This window comes from Streptomyces sp. NPDC029044 (assembly GCF_040637495.1).
Lineage (GTDB): Bacteria > Actinomycetota > Actinomycetes > Streptomycetales > Streptomycetaceae > Streptomyces.
The window spans coordinates 1-16,091 of the sequence record NZ_JBEZWN010000080.1; the positions used below are offsets into that span (position 1 = coordinate 1).

Genomic DNA, 16,091 nt, shown 5'->3' on the forward strand with positions numbered 1-16,091 from the left:
CGACGACGGCGTCGCCAACGTCGTCATCGCCCAGCTCCTCCACCTGGAGTCGTCGTCCCCGGAGAGCGAGATCGCGATCTACATCAACTCCCCGGCCGTCGCGTCACCTCGACGTGTAGCGGTGCCGCGTCCACAGCGGCAGGACGAACCAGCACAGCAGGTACCAGGCGACTACCCCGGCGACCAGGTAGGGCACGAAGCCGTCGTGCGTCGCCACGCGCAGGATCAGCAGCAGCGACGAGGTCGTCGTGGCGAGCAGCAGCACGAGGCCGAGCAGGGTGAGACGGGAGGCCAGCTGCACCGCCTGGGGCTTGACGCGCCGCCCGGAGACGAGGCGGTGCAGGGACACCGGGCCTATGAGCGCCCCGGTCGCGCAGGCACCCAGGACGACCGTCACGAGGTAGATCGTCTGGTCGGTGCCGGAGAGGTCGTCGTACTTCTCGGTGAACACCACGGTGAGCAGAAAGCCGAACAGGATCTGTACGCCCATCTGCGCCACGCGGACCTCCTGGATGAGCTCCTGCCACATCCGGTCCGCTCTCTCCTCCTCCGTCTCGTTGCGCCCCCGGCGCATCGCCCCGCCCTCTGCCGTGTCCGCCACTGTTTCCTCCCGGTGTGAGACCTGAGCCCTCCTCTTTCCCGGGTTCCCCGTAACGACTCGTCGTCCCGGGGATCGTCGCGGTTTGAGCGATCAGGGGACGGTTACACGGACGGCGCGAATGACGCAGGCTTGAGGAGGTCGTGGACGCATGTCCGGTACGCAGCTCACCGTGACGCTCAGCGGCGGAGGGGCCGACGACGCGCGAGCGGTCGTCCGCGCCCTGGAAGGCACGTTCGGGGCGCCGGACGAGCTCCCCGCCGACGGGAACGCGACAGTGCACACAGCGACCTTCGACGGGGAGAGGCAGACGGGCGCCGACGGTGGCGGGGCGGCGTCCGGGCGGCTGTCCGCGCCGGTGACCGTCACGGTGCAGGGCAGTCCCGAGGCCGTGCGGCGGGCGAGCGACACGCTCTCCCGGGCGTTCACGGCTCGAGACGACGGGACCGCCTCCGGCGACCAGGAGCAGGAGAGGGAGCTGCTCCTGGAGCCGTGAGGACCGGCCTCACCAGCGGGATTCGACCTGCTCCTTGATCCGCCGGTCGTAGAGGTCGCGGATCGCCGTGAGCGTGTCGCCGGGCAGTTCCGGGAGGCGGGCGGCGGCCGCGTTGGCCCGGGCCTGCTCGGGGGAGCGCGCGCCGGGGATCACGGTCGTGACACCGGGCTGCTCGACGATCCAGCGCAGCGCCAGCTGGGCCGGGGTGTACCCCTCGGGGGCGAGCGCCGCGAACTCGGCGGCGGCCTCCACACCGGTGGCGTAGTCGACGCCGGAGAAGGTCTCGCCCTGGTCGAAGGCCTCGCCGTGCCGGTTGTAGGTGCGGTGGTCGTTCTCCGGGAAGACGGTGTCCCGGGTGTACTTGCCCGAGAGCAGGCCGGAGGCCAGCGGGACCCGGGCGATGATGCCGACGCCGGCCTCACGCGCGGCGGGGAGCACCTCGCGCAGGGGCTTCATGCGGAACGGGTTGAGGATGATCTGCACGCTCGCCACATTCGGCCGGGCGATCGCGGTCAGTGCCTCCGCGCAGGTCTCGACGCTGACGCCGTACGCGGCGACGCGCTCCTCCTCGACCAGGGTGTCGAGGGCGTCGAACACCTCGTCCGTGGAGTAGACGGGCGTCGGCGGGCAGTGCAGCTGCACCAGGTCGATCCGGTCGACGCCGAGGTTGCGCCGGGAGCGGTCGTTCCAGGCGCGGAAGTTGTCGAGCACGTAGTTGGCGGGGATCTGGTCGACCCGGCGTCCCATCTTCGTGGCGACCATGACGTGCAGGTCCGGGCGGCCGCTGAGGAACGTGGCGATGGTCTGCTCGCTGCGTCCGTCGCCGTACACGTCGGCGGTGTCGAAGAAGGTCACCCCTGCCTCGGCGGCCGTCTCCAGTACCGCGAGGGCTTCCTTGTCGTCGACGTCTCCCCAGTCGGCTCCCAGCTGCCAGGTGCCCAGACCGATGACGGAGGCGTGCTGACCCGACCTGTCGAATGTGCGCTCGTCCATGAGCGTCAGTCTGTCACCCGTCACGGCGCCGCGCGGAACGTTCTGCTCCGGCTCGTCGAGCCCCCACGATTCACTCACACGAGTGAAATCATCGCGACAGGAACACGTCACGTGTCAACGGGCCCTCTAGCGTGACGCCGGTGACCACCGCTTCACCGAACGACCACCCGTCCGAAGCGTCGCCGTGGAGCCGCCGCGGTTTCCTCCTCGGCGCCGCCGCCCTGGCCGCGCTGCCCGGTCTGCCGGCGGATCCGGCGGCTGCCGCCGCCGAGTTGCCCGGCTTCCCGGCGGACGTCGCGCTGTACCGCTCGGCCTACCGCAACTGGGTCGGTGAGATCACCGCCGACGGTCTGTGGGCGTGTGCTCCGGACGGCCCGGACCAGGTGGTCGCCGTCGTCAACTGGGCGTGGCGGCACGGGTGGCGGGTGCGTGCGCGGGGCGCCGCGCACGGCTGGTCGCCGCTTACCGTGACGGAGGGAACGCCGTACGGGGCCCCGGTCCTCCTGGTCGACACCAGGGCCCATCTCACGGGCCTCGCCCTGGACTCCCCGACCGCGGTGCGCGCCGGGACCGGCGTGACCATGGAGGACCTGCTCACCTTCCTGGAGGAGCACGGCCTCGGCGTCACCGCGGCACCCGCTCCCGGGGTGCTCACCCTGGGCGGCGTCCTGGCCGTCGACGGCCACGGCACGGCCGTCCCCGCGCGGGATGAGCAGCGGCAGCCCGGGCACACCTACGGATCGCTCAGCAACCTGGTCCTGTCCCTCACGGCCGTGGTGTGGGACGACGGGGCCGGTGCGTACGTGCTGCGCACCTTCCGGCGCGACGGGGCGGACTGCGCAGCGCTGTTGACGCATCTCGGGCGGTCCCTGGTCACCGAGGTGGTGCTGCGGGTCGGCGCGAACACGAATCTGCGGTGCGTGAGCCGTACGGACCTCCCGGCCGGGGAGCTGTTCGCCGCGCCCGGCTCGGGCGGCCGGCGGACGTTCGCGAGCTTCCTGGACGGGGCGGGGCGGGTGGAGGCGATCTGGTTCGCCTTCACCGAGCACCCCTGGCTGAAGGTGTGGAGCGTCTCCCCCACCCGGCCGCTGACCTCGCGGAAGGTGACACGGCCGTACAACTATCCGTTCTCCGACAACGTCCCCACGCCGGTGGCGGAGCTGGTCGGCCGGATGACGTCGGAGGCGGCCTGGTACCTCGCGCCGGTGCTCGGCACCGCCCAGTACGAGGCCGCGGCCCTCGGGCTGGTGACGACACTGTCCGCCGACCTCTGGGGGCCCTCCAAGAACACGCTGCTGTATCTGAAGCCGACCACGCTACAGGTGCACGCCAACGGCTACGCGGTCCTCACCGCACGGGACGGGGTGCAGCGGGTCGTCTCCGAGTTCGCCGCGTTCTACCGGGAGCGGCTGACGGCGTACGCCGCACGGGGCAGCTTCCCGGTCAACGGCTCGGTGGAGATCCGGGTGACCGGCCTGGACGACCCGGCCGTCACCGGCGTGGCCGGGGCCCGTCCGCCGCTGCTGTCGGCGCTCCGGCCGCCCGAGGACCGGCCCGAGTGGGACACGGCCGTGTGGCTGGACGTCCTGACGCTGCCGGGCACACCGGACGCGGAGGCGTTCCTGCGCGAGATCGAGCGGTTCCTGCTGCGTACGTTCGACGGCGGCTCCGCGCTCACCCGGGTGGAATGGTCCAAGGGGTGGGCCTACACGGACGACGATGTGTGGGGCGATCAGGAGGTGCTGCGCGACGTCGTCCCGGCGGCGGTCGGCCCGGGCGCGTGGGCGGAGGCGAACGCCGCCCTGGACCGGCTCGATCCGCACCACGTGTTCGGCAACGCCTTCCTGGACCGGCTGTTCGGCGCCTAGGGGGTGAGGTAGGCCTGCACGGTCGGGGCGTACCGGTCCACCAGGGCGTCGACGGTGCTCGCCCTCAGCTCGGTGCCGCGGGCGATGCCGTACATGACGCCGAGGCCGAGCAGGGTGGCGACGGCGAGTTCGGCGCGCAGGCCCGCGTCGGGGCCGGTGAGGCGGTCGGTGAGGCGGTCGGTCACCTGGGTGCGGAAGTTGGCGCGCAGGATGTCGCCCTGCTCGCCGTGCAGGGGCGCGAACACGATCCGCAGCAGCGGGTCGGCGCCCTGCTCGGACTGGCTGACCAGGACGTGCCGGACCATGTGCGGTCCGAGGCCGTCGAGGGGCGCGGCCAGCAGGGCCTCGGCGTCGGACTCGAACGACATGACCCGGGCGAACAGCGTGTCCTTGTTGCCGAAGTACTTCAGGATCAGCGGCGGGCTCACACCGGCGCGGTCGGCGACCGCCTTCAGGGTGATGTCGCCGTGCGCGTGGCGGGCCAGCAGGTACCGGGCCGCCTTCAGGATGGCCGTCCTGGTCGATGCGGCGTCCCGGCGGGCGGGTGCGGGCGTGACGGGAGGGGTGCTCACGGCACTCATGCTCCCTCCATCGCCCCGTCACGCGCGCCCGGGGTGCGGACCCGGGCCTGATCCGGGCCGTCGGTGACGTCCTGGCCGGCGTCGCCGGGGATGCACAGCGCCGCCGCCGCGGCCACGAGGGCGACCGTGCCGGCCATCGCGAACGCCAGCAGATAGCCGTGCAGGGTGGGCACCGGGGCACCGCCGACCGGGCTCGTGTGGTGCACCAGGACGGCGGCCACCGCGGCACTGGAGCCGGCCTGGCCGATCGTGCGCATCAGGACGTTGACACCGTTGGCGGAGGCGGTCTGCTCGGCGGGCACGGCCCGCAGGATGAGCGTGGGAAGCGCCGAGTAGGCCAGGGTGGTGCCGATCGCGACGACCGTGGCTCCCGTGATGATCATCCACAGTTCGCGGCTGTCGGCGATGCGCACGGCGTACCCGGCCGCGATGACCGCCGCCCCGAGGGCCAGGGTGATACGCGGCCCGCGCGCGGCGGAGATCCGGGCGGAGACGGGCGACAGCAGCAGCATGACGATGCCGCTCGGCAGCAGACACAGACCGGTGGCGACGATGGACAGCCCGAGCCCGTACCCGGTGGCCTCGGGCGCCTGCACGAGCTGGGCGGTGACGAGGGTGTTGGCGTAGAACGCGAATCCGGCGAGCAGCGCGGCCACATGGGACAGACCCACCCCGGGCCGCACCGCCAACCGCAGGTCCACCAGCGGTCGTTCGGCCCGGAGCTGCTGCCACGACCACAGTGCGAGCACGGCGACGGCGGCGGCGAACAGAGCGACGACCCGTCCGCTGCCCCAGCCCCACTGCCCGCCCTGCGACACCCCGAGCAGCAGGCAGACCAGCCCGGCGGCCAGCCCCAGCGTGCCCGGTACGTCGAACCGGCCGGGCTCACGCAGCGGCGACTCGCGTACCGCCCACTTGACCAGGGTCACCCCCGTGGCACCGAGGGCGCTGGTCACCCAGAACATGGTGTGCCAGTTCGCGTACTGAACGATCACCGCGGCCAGCGGCAGGCCGAGCGCGGCGCCGATGCCGACGGTGGAGCTCATCAGCGCCACGGCCGACCCCCGGCGCTCCGGCGGCAGTTCGTCCCGCAGGATGCTGATGGACAACGGGACGACCGCGGCGGCCGCTCCGGAGAGGGTGCGGGCGGCGATGAGCACGGCGATGTCGGAGGTCAGCGCGCACAGGACCGAACCGGCCGTCATCAGCCCGAGGGCCGCCATGAGCACACGCCGCTTGCCGTACATGTCGCCGGCCCGGCCCAGGACCGGGGTGAGGACCGCGCCGGAGAGCAGGGTGGCCGTCACCATCCAGGAGACCGTGCCCGCCGAGGCGCCGGTGAGCCGGGGCAGGTCGGGCAGCAGGGGCACGACGACGGTCTGCATGACGGCCATGAGGATGCCGCCGAACGCCAGCACGGGAACGGTGAGCCGCTCCCGTACGGTGCCCGCACCGGGCGGCTTGCGTATCGCGGTGGTCGGATCCATCGGCACTCCAGCGGACAGCACCTGGTCAAGGCGCGGGTGAATTGCCATTCACCCTAACTGGTGAATAGCAATTCACCCAAGCATGCGGAGGCTATTCCCGTGCGGCCAGCGCCCGCGCGTGCACGGTCCGCGCCACCTTCGGACCCAGCCAGCGCTTGAAACGGCGCAGCGGCTCCAACTGGCCGGCCGCCCGGTCGAGCCGGTAGTACAGCTGGGGCGGGACGTAGGGCAGCAGCGGCGAGTGGCGCTGCCCGAGCAGGGCGAACATGCGCTCCGGGGGCAGGTGCATGTAGCGCGGCAGGTTCTCGTACCACTGGGCGCTGTAGCGGGCCGCGCTCTGCACGGGCAGCAGGGCCGCCTTGCGCTCCCGTTCGTAGCGGGCGAGGGCTCGCGGGAGCTGCGGGTGTTCACGCAGGGCGGCGGCCAGGGCGATGGCGTCCTCCAGGGCGAGCGTGGTGCCGGCGCCGATGGAGTAGTGCGTGGTGTGCGCGGCGTCGCCGAGCAGGACGAGGTTGCCGTGGTGCCAGGTGTCGTTGGTGAGGGTCCGGAACGTCTGCCACGGGGTGCCGCCGGGGCGGCCCAGCAGGGGGTGTCCGTCCAGGACGGTGGCGAAGAGTTTCTCCAGCAGGGCACGGCTGTCGGCCTCGCTCGCCCGGTCGAGCCCGAGGCCGGCCCAGGTCTCGGGCGCGCATTCGACGACGCAGGTGCTGCGGTCGGGGCCGTAGCCGTAGCCGTAGCACCAGATCCAGCCGTGGGGGGTCTCCGTGAAGGCGAAGGTGAAGGCGTCGAAGACCTTGGTGGTGCCGAGCCACACGTAGTGATTGCGTCCGGGCGTGAGCCGGGTGCCGAAGTGCGCGGAGTGACGCGCGCGCAGTTCGCTGCCCACGCCGTCGGCCGCCACGATCAGGTCGGCGCCACTGGGCACGTCGCCCGCGGTGATCGCGCGCTCGTACTCCAGGCGTACACCGAGGTCGCGGGCCCGGGCGGCGAGGATCTCCAGCAGCCGATGGCGGCCGATGCCGTGTCCCTGGTCGCCGCTGTGCCGGGTCGTCAGGTCCCGGACGTGGGCGACGCCGTCGCTCCACCGGACGGAGCCGGCGTCGAGGAGGGCAGCGGACTCGGGATCCCGCTCATGGAGCCGGTCGAGCAGTCCGCGCCAGTACGTCACGCCCCAGCCGTAGGTGGAGCCCTCCGGGTCGCGTTCGTAGACGGTGATGTCGTGGGACGGGTCCTGCCGCTTGAGCAGGATCGAGAGATACAGACCGGCGGGCCCGCCGCCGACACAGGCGACCTTCACGCACACCCCTGAGAATTACCGAGAGCTGTCGATTGCCGACGCAGAGTAGCAGCATGTGCGTGCTGCCGACCGGACCGCCGGATCGCGCCAGTTTCGCGGCGTGACGCGCACCACGAACGACAGCCCGCACCGGCAGAAACGTCCGCCACAGCACCGGTCGCGGGTGGAACTTCCCCTTCCACACCCGGGCACAGGCGGCTCGCGGCAAGATCATCTTCGTTCAACCTTGCACGACATAAGGGGAATTGCCCGGATCGCAGCCAACCGGCTCGCGCGGATTTCTCCCGGTGGCGGGCGGGCCGGTAGGCATGCGGGGACATCAGCCGAACCCATCCCTGGAGGTCCGCATGCCGGAACTCAGCCGTCGCAGCGCGCTCACCGCCGCGGCCGTCCTCGCCACCACCGCGGGGACGTTGTCCGCCGCCACCCCGGCCTCGGCCGCCGGGCACCACGGTTCCCCCGGCACTTTCGACGAGGTCTACAAGGGCCGCCGGATACAGGGCCGTCCGGCCACCGGGTCCGGTCACCACGGGCACCACGGCGGGGGATACGCGGTGTTCGTCGACGGGGTGGAGCTGCACGTGATGCGCAACGCCGACGGCAGCTGGATCAGCGTCGTCAGCCACTACGACCCGGTGGCCACCCCGCGAGCCGCCGCCCGCGCCGCGGTGGACGAGCTACAGGGCGCGCCCCTGCTGCCCTTCCCCGCCAACTGACCCGCCCCGCAAGGCATCTGGAGCAACCGCACATGGCTGTCCGCAAGAACCAGTCCACCCTGACCGCCGACGAGAAGCGGCGCTTCGTCGCCGCGCTGCTGGAGCTGAAGCGCAGCGGCCGCTACGACGAGTTCGTCACGACGCACAACGCGTTCATCGTCTCCGACACCGACAACGGCGAGCGGACCGGGCACCGTTCACCGTCCTTCCTGCCCTGGCACCGAAGATTCCTCCTGGAGTTCGAGCGGGCACTTCAGTCGGTGGACGCGTCGGTGTCGCTGCCCTACTGGGACTGGACCGTCGACCGTACGCCGCGCGCCTCACTGTGGGCGCCCGACTTCCTCGGGGGCACCGGGCGGGAGCGGGACGGCCGGGTGACGGACGGGCCGTTCTCCGCGTCCGGCGGGAACTGGCCGGTCAACGTGCGGGTCGACAGCCGTACGTTCCTGCGGCGCTCCCTCGGTTCCGGTACGCGCGAGCTGCCGACCCGGGCCGAGGTCGAGTCGGTGCTGGCGATGTCCACGTACGACATGGCGCCCTGGAACAGCGGCTCGGACGGCTTCCGCAACCACCTCGAAGGGTGGCGGGGCGTGAACCTGCACAACCGCGTCCACGTCTGGGTCGGCGGGCAGATGGCGACCGGGGTCTCCCCCAACGACCCGGTGTTCTGGCTGCACCACGCGTACATAGACAAGCTGTGGGCCGAGTGGCAGCGCCGGCACCCCGGCTCCGGCTATCTGCCGGCCGCCGGGACGCCGAACGTGATCGACCTCAACGAGACGATGCGGCCGTGGCACGACATGAGCCCGGCCGATCTGCTGGACCACACGCCGCACTACACGTTCGACGTCTGATCAGACGCTCGCGCCGGTGCGGCACTCCGGGTGGCCCCAGCCGCTGTCGTTCTTGGCGATGGGCTCGCCCGCCGCATAGGAACGGCCGCACTGGCAGCGGCCGGGGAACTTCGCCTTGATCGTGCGCGCGGAGCCCTTGCTTCCTGCCGCCTTGGTGGTGCGCGGGCGGGATCGCGGGGCCTTGGCCGGAGTGTCCGGGGAGGGCGGCGGCTCGGGGGAACCGAGACCGCTGCCCGCCGGCTCCTGGACGGTGGCGGCCTGGCTGGCGGCGCGGTCGGCGAAGTCGTTGAGCCGGTCGCCGTCGACCTGGTGGGCGGGGACGTAGCGGAACTCGACCGAGCGGCCGTCCAGGAGCTCGTCGATGCGTACGACGAGCTCCTGGTTGGCGACCGGCTTGCCGGCGGAGGTCTTCCAGCCGTTGCGCTTCCAGCCGGGCAGCCAGGTGGTGACGGCCTTCATCGCGTACTGCGAGTCCATCCGGATCTCGAGCGGCACGTCCGGGTCGGTCGCCGCCAGCAGGCGCTCCAGCGCGGTGAGTTCGGCGACGTTGTTGGTGGCCTTGCCGAGCGGCCCCGCCTCCCACCGCTCCGGTGTCTCGGAAGCGTCGGCGACGACCCAGGCCCAGCCGGCGGGTCCGGGATTTCCCTTGGAAGCCCCGTCACACGCGGCCACAACACGTTCACGCATGCGCTCGATCATGCCATGACCGGGGAGGCGGTCCGGGCGGGAGGTCCGGGCGCCTACGCCACGTCGGTCAGCTTCGGCATCTCTCCCTCGGTCTTCGTGATGTCGATCACCGAGAAGTTCGCGCCCTGCGGGTCGCTGATCGCCGCGAAGCGGCCGAACGGGGTGGTCATGGGGCCGAACCTCAGCACGCCGCCGAGTTCGGTGGCCTTCGCCACGGCTTCGTCGCAGTCCTCCACGGCGAAGTACACGTTGATGTACGGCTGCACCTCGGGCGGGAAGTCGCCGCCCATCTCCATCCGGCCCAGCACGGTGCGTTCGCCGAGGTCGTAGATCCGGAAGTCCATCTCGCCGTCCTCCATGTCCCGCTGCCGGTAGGAGAAGACGGCCGGGAAGAACGCGTCGGACTTCGCGGGCTCGCGGGTGAAGACCTCCGCCCAGGTGTAGGCACCGGGTTCGGCCATCGCCTGGAAGCCCTCATGGGTGCCCGCCTGCCAGACGCCGAAGACGACGCCGCCGGGGTCGCGGGCCAGGCACATGGTGCCGAAGTCGGCGACCTGCATGGGCTCCATCAGCACCTCGCCGCCGTTGTCGCGGATCCGGCCGGCGGTGGCGGCGGCGTCGTCGGCGGCGAAGTACAGGCACCACTGCGACAGGCCCTCCTGGCCGGGCATGGGCGGGACGACGGCGGCGACCGCCTTGCCGTTCGCGTAGGCCTCCGTGTAGTTGCCGAACTCCGCCGACGCCTCGGCGAAGGTCCAGCCGAGGACGTCCCCGTAGAAGCTCTTGGCCCCTTCGAGGTCGCCGAACATCGCATCGGCCCAGCAGGGGGTTCCTTCAGGTTGCACGGCCATGACCACGGCCCTCTCCGAATGGGTGGAATCATCCGCTTCCTCACGCTAGTCACCCGGCGGCCGGCCCGCGCGTCGAGCGAACCGGCCGCCGCGGGTCCCGTCCACGGGCCCGGACCATCGCGTCCGGCGGATGTCTTCCCCCCGGCGCCCGGCTGTGCTTGCCTGAGTGCCGTTTCGGTGGCCGGGGCGGGAGTTGCCGTATGCGCAAGCCGTGGATCGTGGGAGCAATACTGGCCGGGGTACTCCTCGGCGGGTGCGGGGATCCCGCGTCCGGGCCCGAGGAACCGGCACCGGCCGCGCCGCGCGCGTCGGCCACCACCCACCAGCGGGCCCCCGCCTCCCCCGGCCCGGAACCGGGGAAGGCACCCGCGGTGCTGTACCTCGGCGACTCGCTGGCGATGGAGGGCCAGAAGGTCCTGGGACAGGAGTTACGCCGGGATCTGAAGGCGCGGTACACCGGCGCGCCGTACTCCGGCACCACCCTGTGCGACTACCTGGAGGGAACGGCCGAACGATCCCTCGTCCCGGCCGCCGACAAGGCCGCCGCACTGGTGCGCAGGCTGCGGCCCGACTTCGTGGTCCTCCAGTTCTGGGGGAACTCCTGGGGCTACACGCCGTGCATGGACGGCATCACCTACGACAAGTCCCCGGCCCGGTACTTCCGCCGCTACGACGCCGACGCGCGCCGGCTCACCGAGCAGATCACCGCGGCCGGGGGCGGCAGCCGGCCCCGGATCGTCTGGGTCTCCCAGGGCCCGGACCCGATCACCCCCGACCGGGTCCGGCGCGTCAACGCGCTCTACGAGAAGCGGGCCGCGGCCTCGGGCGACCTCGTGGCGGACGCCGGGAAGGCGGTGAGCCCGGCCGCGGACCGCTACACCTGGACGCAGTACCTGCCGTGCACCGCGCACGAGCGTGCCCGCCCCGGCCTGTGCACTCAGCCCGCCCGCGACCGCACGGCCCTGCACCGCGACGACGACTATCTGCACTTCTGCCTGGCCCCGACCACCTCGCGGCCCAAGCCCTGCCCGGTCCGCTCCCCCGGGATCCTGCGCATCGCCCGGGAGGTCACCAAAACCATTCGACAGGCGGCGCGTTGACCGCTCGAATGGGCGCCATGTGTGCGGTGCGGATGCATGAGGACGAGCTGGCCATCGACGTCTCCGTCGTCGGCCGGCTGATCGCGGGGCAGTTCCCGCAGTGGGCCGGGCTGCCCCTGCGGCGGCTGGAGTCGTCAGGGACGGAGAACGCCATGTTCCGCCTCGGCGCGGACAAAGTCGTACGGCTCCCCCGGCATCCCCGCGCCGTGGAGGCCATCGCGCACGAGCTGCGCTGGCTGCCCCGGCTGGGCCCGGGGCTGCCCGCCGCCTCGCCCGAACCGCTCGGCCGCGGCGAACCCGGTGACGGGTTCCCGTGGCCCTGGTCTGTCTACCGATGGCTGGACGGCAGCAACCCGGTGCCCGGCAGCATCGAGGAGCCCGCCCTGCTGGCGGAGGACCTGGCGGCGTGCGTCACGGCCCTGCGGCGCGTCGACGCCTCGGAGGGGCCCCCGGGTTACCGGGGCGTGCCGCTGGCGACCCGCGACCCCTTCCTGCGTGAGGCGCTCGGGCGGCTCGCGGGGCGGGTCGACACCGTCGCGGTGACCCGGGTGTGGGAGGACACCCTGCGGGCTCCGGAGCACACCGGGCCGCCGCTGTGGGCCCACGGCGACCTCATGGCCGGGAACCTCCTGGTCACGGGCGGGCGCCTGAGCGCCGTGATCGACTTCGGCACGGTGGGGGTCGGGGATCCCGCCGTGGACCTCATCGGCGCCTGGTGCGTGCTGCCCGCCGCGGTCCGCGGCGTCTTCCGCGAGGCCGTGGGTGCCGGCGACGCCGAATGGGCACGGGCCCGGGGCTGGGCCCTGTCGATCGCGGTCATCGCCCTGCCGTACTACTGGGACACCAACCCGCCGGTCGCGGAGAACTCCCGGCATGTGATCGGGGAGATCCTGACCGAGACGGCCTAGGGGCGGAGACGACTCCGCCCCCGCGTGCAGGGCGCGTCACTCGCCCGCGTGCGCCTTCTCCAGCGTGGCGATGTCGAACTTGCTCATCGCCATGAACGCCTGGGTCACCCGGGACGCCTTCGCCGGGTCCGGATCGCTGATCATCTCGGCGAGCCGGTCCGGGACGACCTGCCAGGACACGCCGAACCGGTCCTTGAGCCAGCCGCAGGGGCCCGGCTCGCCGCCGTTCTCGGTGAGCCTGGTCCAGTAGTAGTCGATCTCCTCCTGGTTCTCGCAGAAGATCATGAAGGAGGTGGCCTCGGTGAACTTGAACTGGGGGCCGCCGTTGAGCCCGAGGAATGTGTGGCCGTTCGCCGTGAACTCGACGGTCATCACACCGCCGGCGGGCTGCATGGCTCCCTCGGGGTAGCGTGCGATCTTGCCGATGCTGGAGTTCTTGAAGATCGAGACGTAGTGGTGGGCGGCCTCCTCGGCCTGGCCGTCGAACCAGAGGCACGTGGTGAATCCGTCGGTGGTCATGGGTCCTCCTGCACGCGTCGAACGCTGTCACCACTGTCGACCGTCCTTCGCTCCGGAACTCATCGGCCGGGGACCGACATATTCGGATGGCCGCTACAACGTTCGGAACCAGCATCCGGCCATGACGTCTTCGCCCGCCGACAGCAGCATCCGCCCCTTCCGCATCGACGTGCCGCAGAGCGACCTCGACGACCTCCACGACCGCCTCGACCGGACCCGCTGGCCGGACGAGCTGCCCGGCGTGGGCTGGTCGTACGGCGTTCCGTCGGGCTATCTGCGCGAACTGGTGCGGTACTGGCGGCACGACTACGACTGGCGGGCCGCGGAGGCGCGGCTGAACACCTGGCCGCAGTTCACCACCGAGATCGACGGCGCGCGGGTGCACTTCGCGCACATCCGCTCGCCCGAGCCCGACGCCACCCCACTGATCGTCACGCACGGGTGGCCGGGGTCGATCGTCGAGTTCGCCGGCATCGTGGGGCCGCTGACCGACCCGGCCGCCCACGGCGGCGATCCTGCCGACGCCTTCCACCTCGTGCTGCCGGGCATCCCCGGCTTCGGCTTCTCGGGCCCCACCCGACAGACCGGCTGGGAGGCACGCCGGGTCGCCGACGCGTGGGCCGAACTGATGACACGCCTCGGCTACGAGCGGTTCGGCGCGCAGGGCGGCGACTGGGGGGCGGCCGTCTCCCGCGAACTGGGACGCGTCCACAGCCACCGGGTGACAGGCCTCCACCTCAATCTGCTGCCCGGTGCTCAGGCCGCCGTCGAGCCGGCCGCCGGGGAGCTGGAGGCGCTGGGCCCGGCCGAGCGGGAGCGCACGCTGGCCTCGTGGCGCCGGTGGGCGGAGTGGTCCCGCGACGGCACGGGCTACTTCCACGTGCAGTCCACCCGGCCGCAGACGCTGTCCTACGCGCTCACGGACTCCCCGGTGGGGCAACTCGCCTGGATCGTCGAGAAGTTCCAGGAGTGGACGGACTCGGAGGAGCTGCCCGAGGAGGCCGTCGACCGGGACCTGATGCTCACGAACGTGATGCTGTACTGGCTGACGGGCACGGCCGGCTCGTCCGCCCGCATCTACTACGAGCGCGCCCACGCCCGGGGCGGGAGGACCGCCGCCCCGCAGGAGCCCTCCACCGCGCCGACCGGGGTCGCGTCCTTCGCCGGCGATCCCCAGATCCCGCTGCGGCACAAGGCGGAGCGGACGGAGAACATCGTCCGCTGGACGGAGTTCGACCGGGGCGGGCACTTCGCGGCGATGGAGGAGCCGGACCTGCTGGTCGGTGATGTGCCGGCGTTCTTCCGCCAGTTGCGCGAGAAGGGCTGAGCCGGAGGGCTCCGCCGGTAGCGGATCTGCCGAGGGCAGAGAAACCGTTCGCCGGCATCGTCCGAGGTCAAGAGTGGAGTCGACGGCACAACCCCACGGCGCTCGCCGCCACGACGAGGAGAACCGATGAATCCACTCACGACGCTCGCCCCGCGGGCGGAGGAGGGCGACACCCCTCCGTCCCGCTTCGACGACCATCTGGCCGCCCAGCTGCTCGCGCAGCGCATCGTGCTGCTGGGCACCCAGGTCGACGAGGTCTCCGCCAACCGGGTCTGCTCCCAGCTGCTCATCCTGTCCGCGGAGGACGCCCACACCGACATCAGCCTGTACATCAACAGTCCGGGCGGCGGGGTGCACGCGGGCCTCGCCATCTACGACACGATGCGGCTCATCCCGAACGACGTCGCCACGCTGGCCATGGGGTTCGCGGCCAGCATGGGCCAGTTCCTGCTGAGCGTCGGCGCGCCGGGCAAGCGCTACGCCCTGCCGAACGCGCGGATCATGATGCACCAGCCGTCGGCGGGGATCGGCGGCACCACCGCCGACATCGAGATCCAGGCGGAGAACCTGGAGTTCACCAAGCGGACCATCGAGCGGATCACCGCCGAGCACACCGGTCAGAGCGAGGAGACCATCTCCCGGGACGGCGACCGGGACCGCTGGTTCACGGCCGAGGAGGCCCGCGAGTACGGCATGGTCGACCGGGTGGTGGAGTCCCTCGCGGACGTCCGCCCGGCGGCCACCCGGCGCAGGATGGGGCTCCAGTGATGGGTTCGTACACGATTCCGAACGTCGTCGAGCGCACCCCGCAGGGCGAGCGGTCCTACGACGTGTTCAGCCGGCTGCTGTCCGAGCGGATCATCTTCCTCGGCACCGAGATCGACGACGGCGTCGCCAACGTCGTCATCGCCCAGCTCCTCCACCTGGAGTCGTCGTCCCCGGAGAGCGAGATCGCGATCTACATCAACTCCCCGGGCGGCTCGTTCACTTCGCTGATGGCCATCTACGACACCATGACGTTCGTGCAGGCGCCGATCTCCACGTTCTGCGTCGGGCAGGCGGCCTCCACGGCGGCGGTGCTGCTGGCCGGCGGGGATCCGGGGCGGCGGTTCGTGCTGGAGCACTCCCGGGTGCTGCTCGGCCAGCCGGCCGCCGGCGGGCAGCGCGGCATGGTGTCCGACCTGGCGCTCCAGGCCAAGGAGATGGTGCGGATCCGCTCCCAGGTGGAGGAGGTGCTGGCGCGGCACACCCATCACGACGTGGCGGCCCTGCGCGCCGACATGGACCGCGACAAGGTGTTCACCGCGCAGGAGGCGGTGGGCTACGGGCTCGCGGACGAAGTGCTCAGCCGGCGCCTCGCGAGGGTCTGAGGCGCCGGCCGGTACGGCTCAGGCGGCCAGGCACAGTCCGTCGTGGGACGAGGTGGACGCCCTGCGGCGGCCCGCGCCCGCGTAGCGCGAGCCGACGCGGGTCAGTTCGCCCTGTGCCCTCGTCAGCAGGTCGCCGAGGTTCAGTCCGAGGGCGTGGGCGGCGGCCGCGAGGACCTCCGAGGAGGCCTCCTTGCGGCCGCGCTCCACCTCGGACAGGTAGGGCATGGAGATCCGCGCCTCGTCGGCGACGTCCTTCAGGGTGCGCTCCTGTGCCAGACGTTCCCGGCGCAGCACGCCCCCGACCAGGTCCCGCCACAGCGGCTCCTTGGCCGCGGGGGCCGGCGGCGCCTGGCGTGGCGGCGCTCCGGCGGGGCGCGCGCCGTGCGGGCGCAGAGGGATGACACGGGCTTCGTTCGGCAGGTGGTTGCTCACCGCTCCA

18 protein-coding genes and 1 pseudogene are annotated in these 16,091 nt (G+C 72.0%); 10 read left to right on the forward strand and 9 right to left on the reverse strand.

Annotation, left to right across the window (positions count from 1 at the left end; genetic code table 11):
- Nucleotides 1-94: pseudogene (locus AB0E85_RS35460) on the forward strand (ATP-dependent Clp protease proteolytic subunit); the annotation flags it as partial.
- Between the two features lie 9 nt (nucleotides 95-103).
- On the opposite strand, the gene AB0E85_RS35465 reads toward AB0E85_RS35460, so the two are convergent.
- Nucleotides 104-601, reverse strand: coding sequence for a DUF6328 family protein (locus AB0E85_RS35465; RefSeq protein WP_184854349.1), 498 nt, complete (start codon nucleotides 599-601; stop codon nucleotides 104-106).
- A gap of 148 nt (nucleotides 602-749) precedes the next feature.
- On the opposite strand from AB0E85_RS35465, the gene AB0E85_RS35470 reads away from it, so the two are divergent.
- Nucleotides 750-1,094, forward strand: coding sequence for a hypothetical protein (locus AB0E85_RS35470; protein ID WP_361936292.1), 345 nt, complete (start codon nucleotides 750-752; stop codon nucleotides 1,092-1,094).
- Nucleotides 1,095-1,103: 9 nt separating this feature from the next.
- On the opposite strand, the gene AB0E85_RS35475 is transcribed toward AB0E85_RS35470, so the two are convergent.
- Entirely contained in the window at nucleotides 1,104-2,087 is a 984-nt protein-coding gene (locus AB0E85_RS35475) for an aldo/keto reductase (protein WP_361936295.1), read from the reverse strand.
- A gap of 140 nt (nucleotides 2,088-2,227) precedes the next feature.
- On the opposite strand from AB0E85_RS35475, the gene AB0E85_RS35480 reads away from it, so the two are divergent.
- Nucleotides 2,228-3,955, forward strand: coding sequence for a cholesterol oxidase substrate-binding domain-containing protein (locus tag AB0E85_RS35480; RefSeq protein ID WP_361936298.1), 1,728 nt, complete (start codon nucleotides 2,228-2,230; stop codon nucleotides 3,953-3,955).
- Here AB0E85_RS35480 and AB0E85_RS35485 read toward each other — a convergent pair.
- The 3 genes from AB0E85_RS35485 to AB0E85_RS35495 form a co-directional block, all read right to left on the reverse strand.
- Complete coding sequence (locus AB0E85_RS35485) at nucleotides 3,952-4,536, reverse strand: TetR family transcriptional regulator (RefSeq protein WP_361936301.1); 585 nt, start codon at nucleotides 4,534-4,536, stop codon at nucleotides 3,952-3,954. The two genes, AB0E85_RS35480 and AB0E85_RS35485, sit on opposite strands and share 4 nt — an antisense overlap.
- Nucleotides 4,533-6,023, reverse strand: coding sequence for an MFS transporter (locus tag AB0E85_RS35490; RefSeq protein ID WP_361936304.1), 1,491 nt, complete (start codon nucleotides 6,021-6,023; stop codon nucleotides 4,533-4,535). Before AB0E85_RS35490 ends, AB0E85_RS35485 begins: the two co-directional genes overlap by 4 nt.
- Before the next feature lie 91 nt (nucleotides 6,024-6,114).
- Nucleotides 6,115-7,326: an FAD-dependent monooxygenase gene (locus AB0E85_RS35495; RefSeq protein WP_361936307.1), complete on the reverse strand. Its 1,212-nt coding sequence runs from the start codon at nucleotides 7,324-7,326 to the stop codon at nucleotides 6,115-6,117.
- Nucleotides 7,327-7,667: 341 nt separating this feature from the next.
- Here AB0E85_RS35495 and AB0E85_RS35500 point away from each other — a divergent pair, with 341 nt between their 5' ends.
- Together AB0E85_RS35500 and AB0E85_RS35505 are read left to right on the forward strand one after the other, a co-directional pair.
- The gene (locus AB0E85_RS35500; RefSeq protein WP_361936310.1) at nucleotides 7,668-8,036 is read left to right on the forward strand and encodes a tyrosinase cofactor; all 369 of its coding nucleotides are present in this window, start codon (nucleotides 7,668-7,670) and stop codon (nucleotides 8,034-8,036) included.
- A 32-nt stretch (nucleotides 8,037-8,068) separates the two neighbouring features.
- Nucleotides 8,069-8,890 (forward strand): tyrosinase family protein, encoded by an 822-nt coding sequence (locus AB0E85_RS35505; RefSeq protein WP_361936313.1) that lies wholly within the window; start codon nucleotides 8,069-8,071, stop codon nucleotides 8,888-8,890.
- On the opposite strand, the gene AB0E85_RS35510 is transcribed toward AB0E85_RS35505, so the two are convergent.
- Nucleotides 8,891-9,589, reverse strand: coding sequence for a ribonuclease H (locus AB0E85_RS35510; RefSeq protein ID WP_361936316.1), 699 nt, complete (start codon nucleotides 9,587-9,589; stop codon nucleotides 8,891-8,893).
- A 41-nt stretch (nucleotides 9,590-9,630) separates the two neighbouring features.
- A complete protein-coding gene (locus AB0E85_RS35515) occupies nucleotides 9,631-10,428 on the reverse strand; it encodes a VOC family protein (RefSeq protein ID WP_361936319.1) in 798 nt (265 codons plus the stop codon).
- A 200-nt stretch (nucleotides 10,429-10,628) separates the two neighbouring features.
- Here AB0E85_RS35515 and AB0E85_RS35520 point away from each other — a divergent pair, with 200 nt between their 5' ends.
- Both AB0E85_RS35520 and AB0E85_RS35525 read left to right on the forward strand, forming a co-directional pair.
- Nucleotides 10,629-11,528 carry an SGNH/GDSL hydrolase family protein gene (locus AB0E85_RS35520; RefSeq protein ID WP_361936321.1) on the forward strand — a complete coding sequence of 300 codons (900 nt, stop codon included), beginning with the start codon at nucleotides 10,629-10,631 and terminating at the stop codon, nucleotides 11,526-11,528.
- A gap of 17 nt (nucleotides 11,529-11,545) precedes the next feature.
- Nucleotides 11,546-12,436, forward strand: a complete 891-nt coding sequence (locus AB0E85_RS35525; protein ID WP_361936323.1) for an aminoglycoside phosphotransferase family protein — start codon at nucleotides 11,546-11,548, stop codon at nucleotides 12,434-12,436.
- 36 nt (nucleotides 12,437-12,472) lie between these two features.
- On the opposite strand, the gene AB0E85_RS35530 is transcribed toward AB0E85_RS35525, so the two are convergent.
- The gene (locus AB0E85_RS35530) at nucleotides 12,473-12,955 is read right to left on the reverse strand and encodes a VOC family protein (protein WP_361936326.1); all 483 of its coding nucleotides are present in this window, start codon (nucleotides 12,953-12,955) and stop codon (nucleotides 12,473-12,475) included.
- A 121-nt stretch (nucleotides 12,956-13,076) separates the two neighbouring features.
- On the opposite strand from AB0E85_RS35530, the gene AB0E85_RS35535 reads away from it, so the two are divergent.
- The 3 genes from AB0E85_RS35535 (at nucleotide 13,077) to AB0E85_RS35545 (ending at nucleotide 15,652) form a co-directional block, all read left to right on the forward strand.
- Nucleotides 13,077-14,282 carry an epoxide hydrolase family protein gene (locus AB0E85_RS35535; protein WP_361936329.1) on the forward strand — a complete coding sequence of 402 codons (1,206 nt, stop codon included), beginning with the start codon at nucleotides 13,077-13,079 and terminating at the stop codon, nucleotides 14,280-14,282.
- Nucleotides 14,283-14,408: 126 nt separating this feature from the next.
- The gene (locus AB0E85_RS35540) at nucleotides 14,409-15,050 is read left to right on the forward strand and encodes an ATP-dependent Clp protease proteolytic subunit (protein WP_361936332.1); all 642 of its coding nucleotides are present in this window, start codon (nucleotides 14,409-14,411) and stop codon (nucleotides 15,048-15,050) included.
- A complete protein-coding gene (locus AB0E85_RS35545) occupies nucleotides 15,050-15,652 on the forward strand; it encodes an ATP-dependent Clp protease proteolytic subunit (protein WP_062924954.1) in 603 nt (200 codons plus the stop codon). The genes AB0E85_RS35540 and AB0E85_RS35545 overlap by 1 nt, the downstream gene beginning before the upstream one ends.
- A gap of 18 nt (nucleotides 15,653-15,670) precedes the next feature.
- Here AB0E85_RS35545 and AB0E85_RS35550 read toward each other — a convergent pair whose 3' ends face one another.
- The gene (locus tag AB0E85_RS35550) at nucleotides 15,671-16,084 is read right to left on the reverse strand and encodes a helix-turn-helix transcriptional regulator (RefSeq protein ID WP_361936335.1); all 414 of its coding nucleotides are present in this window, start codon (nucleotides 16,082-16,084) and stop codon (nucleotides 15,671-15,673) included.
- Nucleotides 16,085-16,091: the final 7 nt, after the last annotated feature.

Excerpts from the sequence above, each read along its gene's own strand:
- AB0E85_RS35470 (WP_361936292.1), top strand. The coding sequence starts at position 750 with ATGTCCGGTACGCAGCTCACCGTGACGCTCAGCGGCGGAGGGGCCGAC.
- AB0E85_RS35475 (WP_361936295.1), bottom strand. The coding sequence starts at position 2,087 with ATGGACGAGCGCACATTCGACAGGTCGGGTCAGCACGCCTCCGTCATC.
- AB0E85_RS35485 (WP_361936301.1), bottom strand. The coding sequence starts at position 4,536 with ATGAGTGCCGTGAGCACCCCTCCCGTCACGCCCGCACCCGCCCGCCGG.
- AB0E85_RS35490 (WP_361936304.1), bottom strand. The coding sequence starts at position 6,023 with ATGGATCCGACCACCGCGATACGCAAGCCGCCCGGTGCGGGCACCGTA.
- AB0E85_RS35500 (WP_361936310.1), top strand. The coding sequence starts at position 7,668 with ATGCCGGAACTCAGCCGTCGCAGCGCGCTCACCGCCGCGGCCGTCCTC.
- AB0E85_RS35505 (WP_361936313.1), top strand. The coding sequence starts at position 8,069 with ATGGCTGTCCGCAAGAACCAGTCCACCCTGACCGCCGACGAGAAGCGG.
- AB0E85_RS35510 (WP_361936316.1), bottom strand. The coding sequence starts at position 9,589 with ATGATCGAGCGCATGCGTGAACGTGTTGTGGCCGCGTGTGACGGGGCT.
- AB0E85_RS35515 (WP_361936319.1), bottom strand. The coding sequence starts at position 10,428 with ATGGCCGTGCAACCTGAAGGAACCCCCTGCTGGGCCGATGCGATGTTC.
- AB0E85_RS35520 (WP_361936321.1), top strand. The coding sequence starts at position 10,629 with ATGCGCAAGCCGTGGATCGTGGGAGCAATACTGGCCGGGGTACTCCTC.
- AB0E85_RS35525 (WP_361936323.1), top strand. The coding sequence starts at position 11,546 with ATGTGTGCGGTGCGGATGCATGAGGACGAGCTGGCCATCGACGTCTCC.
- AB0E85_RS35530 (WP_361936326.1), bottom strand. The coding sequence starts at position 12,955 with ATGACCACCGACGGATTCACCACGTGCCTCTGGTTCGACGGCCAGGCC.
- AB0E85_RS35535 (WP_361936329.1), top strand. The coding sequence starts at position 13,077 with ATGACGTCTTCGCCCGCCGACAGCAGCATCCGCCCCTTCCGCATCGAC.
- AB0E85_RS35540 (WP_361936332.1), top strand. The coding sequence starts at position 14,409 with ATGAATCCACTCACGACGCTCGCCCCGCGGGCGGAGGAGGGCGACACC.
- AB0E85_RS35545 (WP_062924954.1), top strand. The coding sequence starts at position 15,050 with ATGGGTTCGTACACGATTCCGAACGTCGTCGAGCGCACCCCGCAGGGC.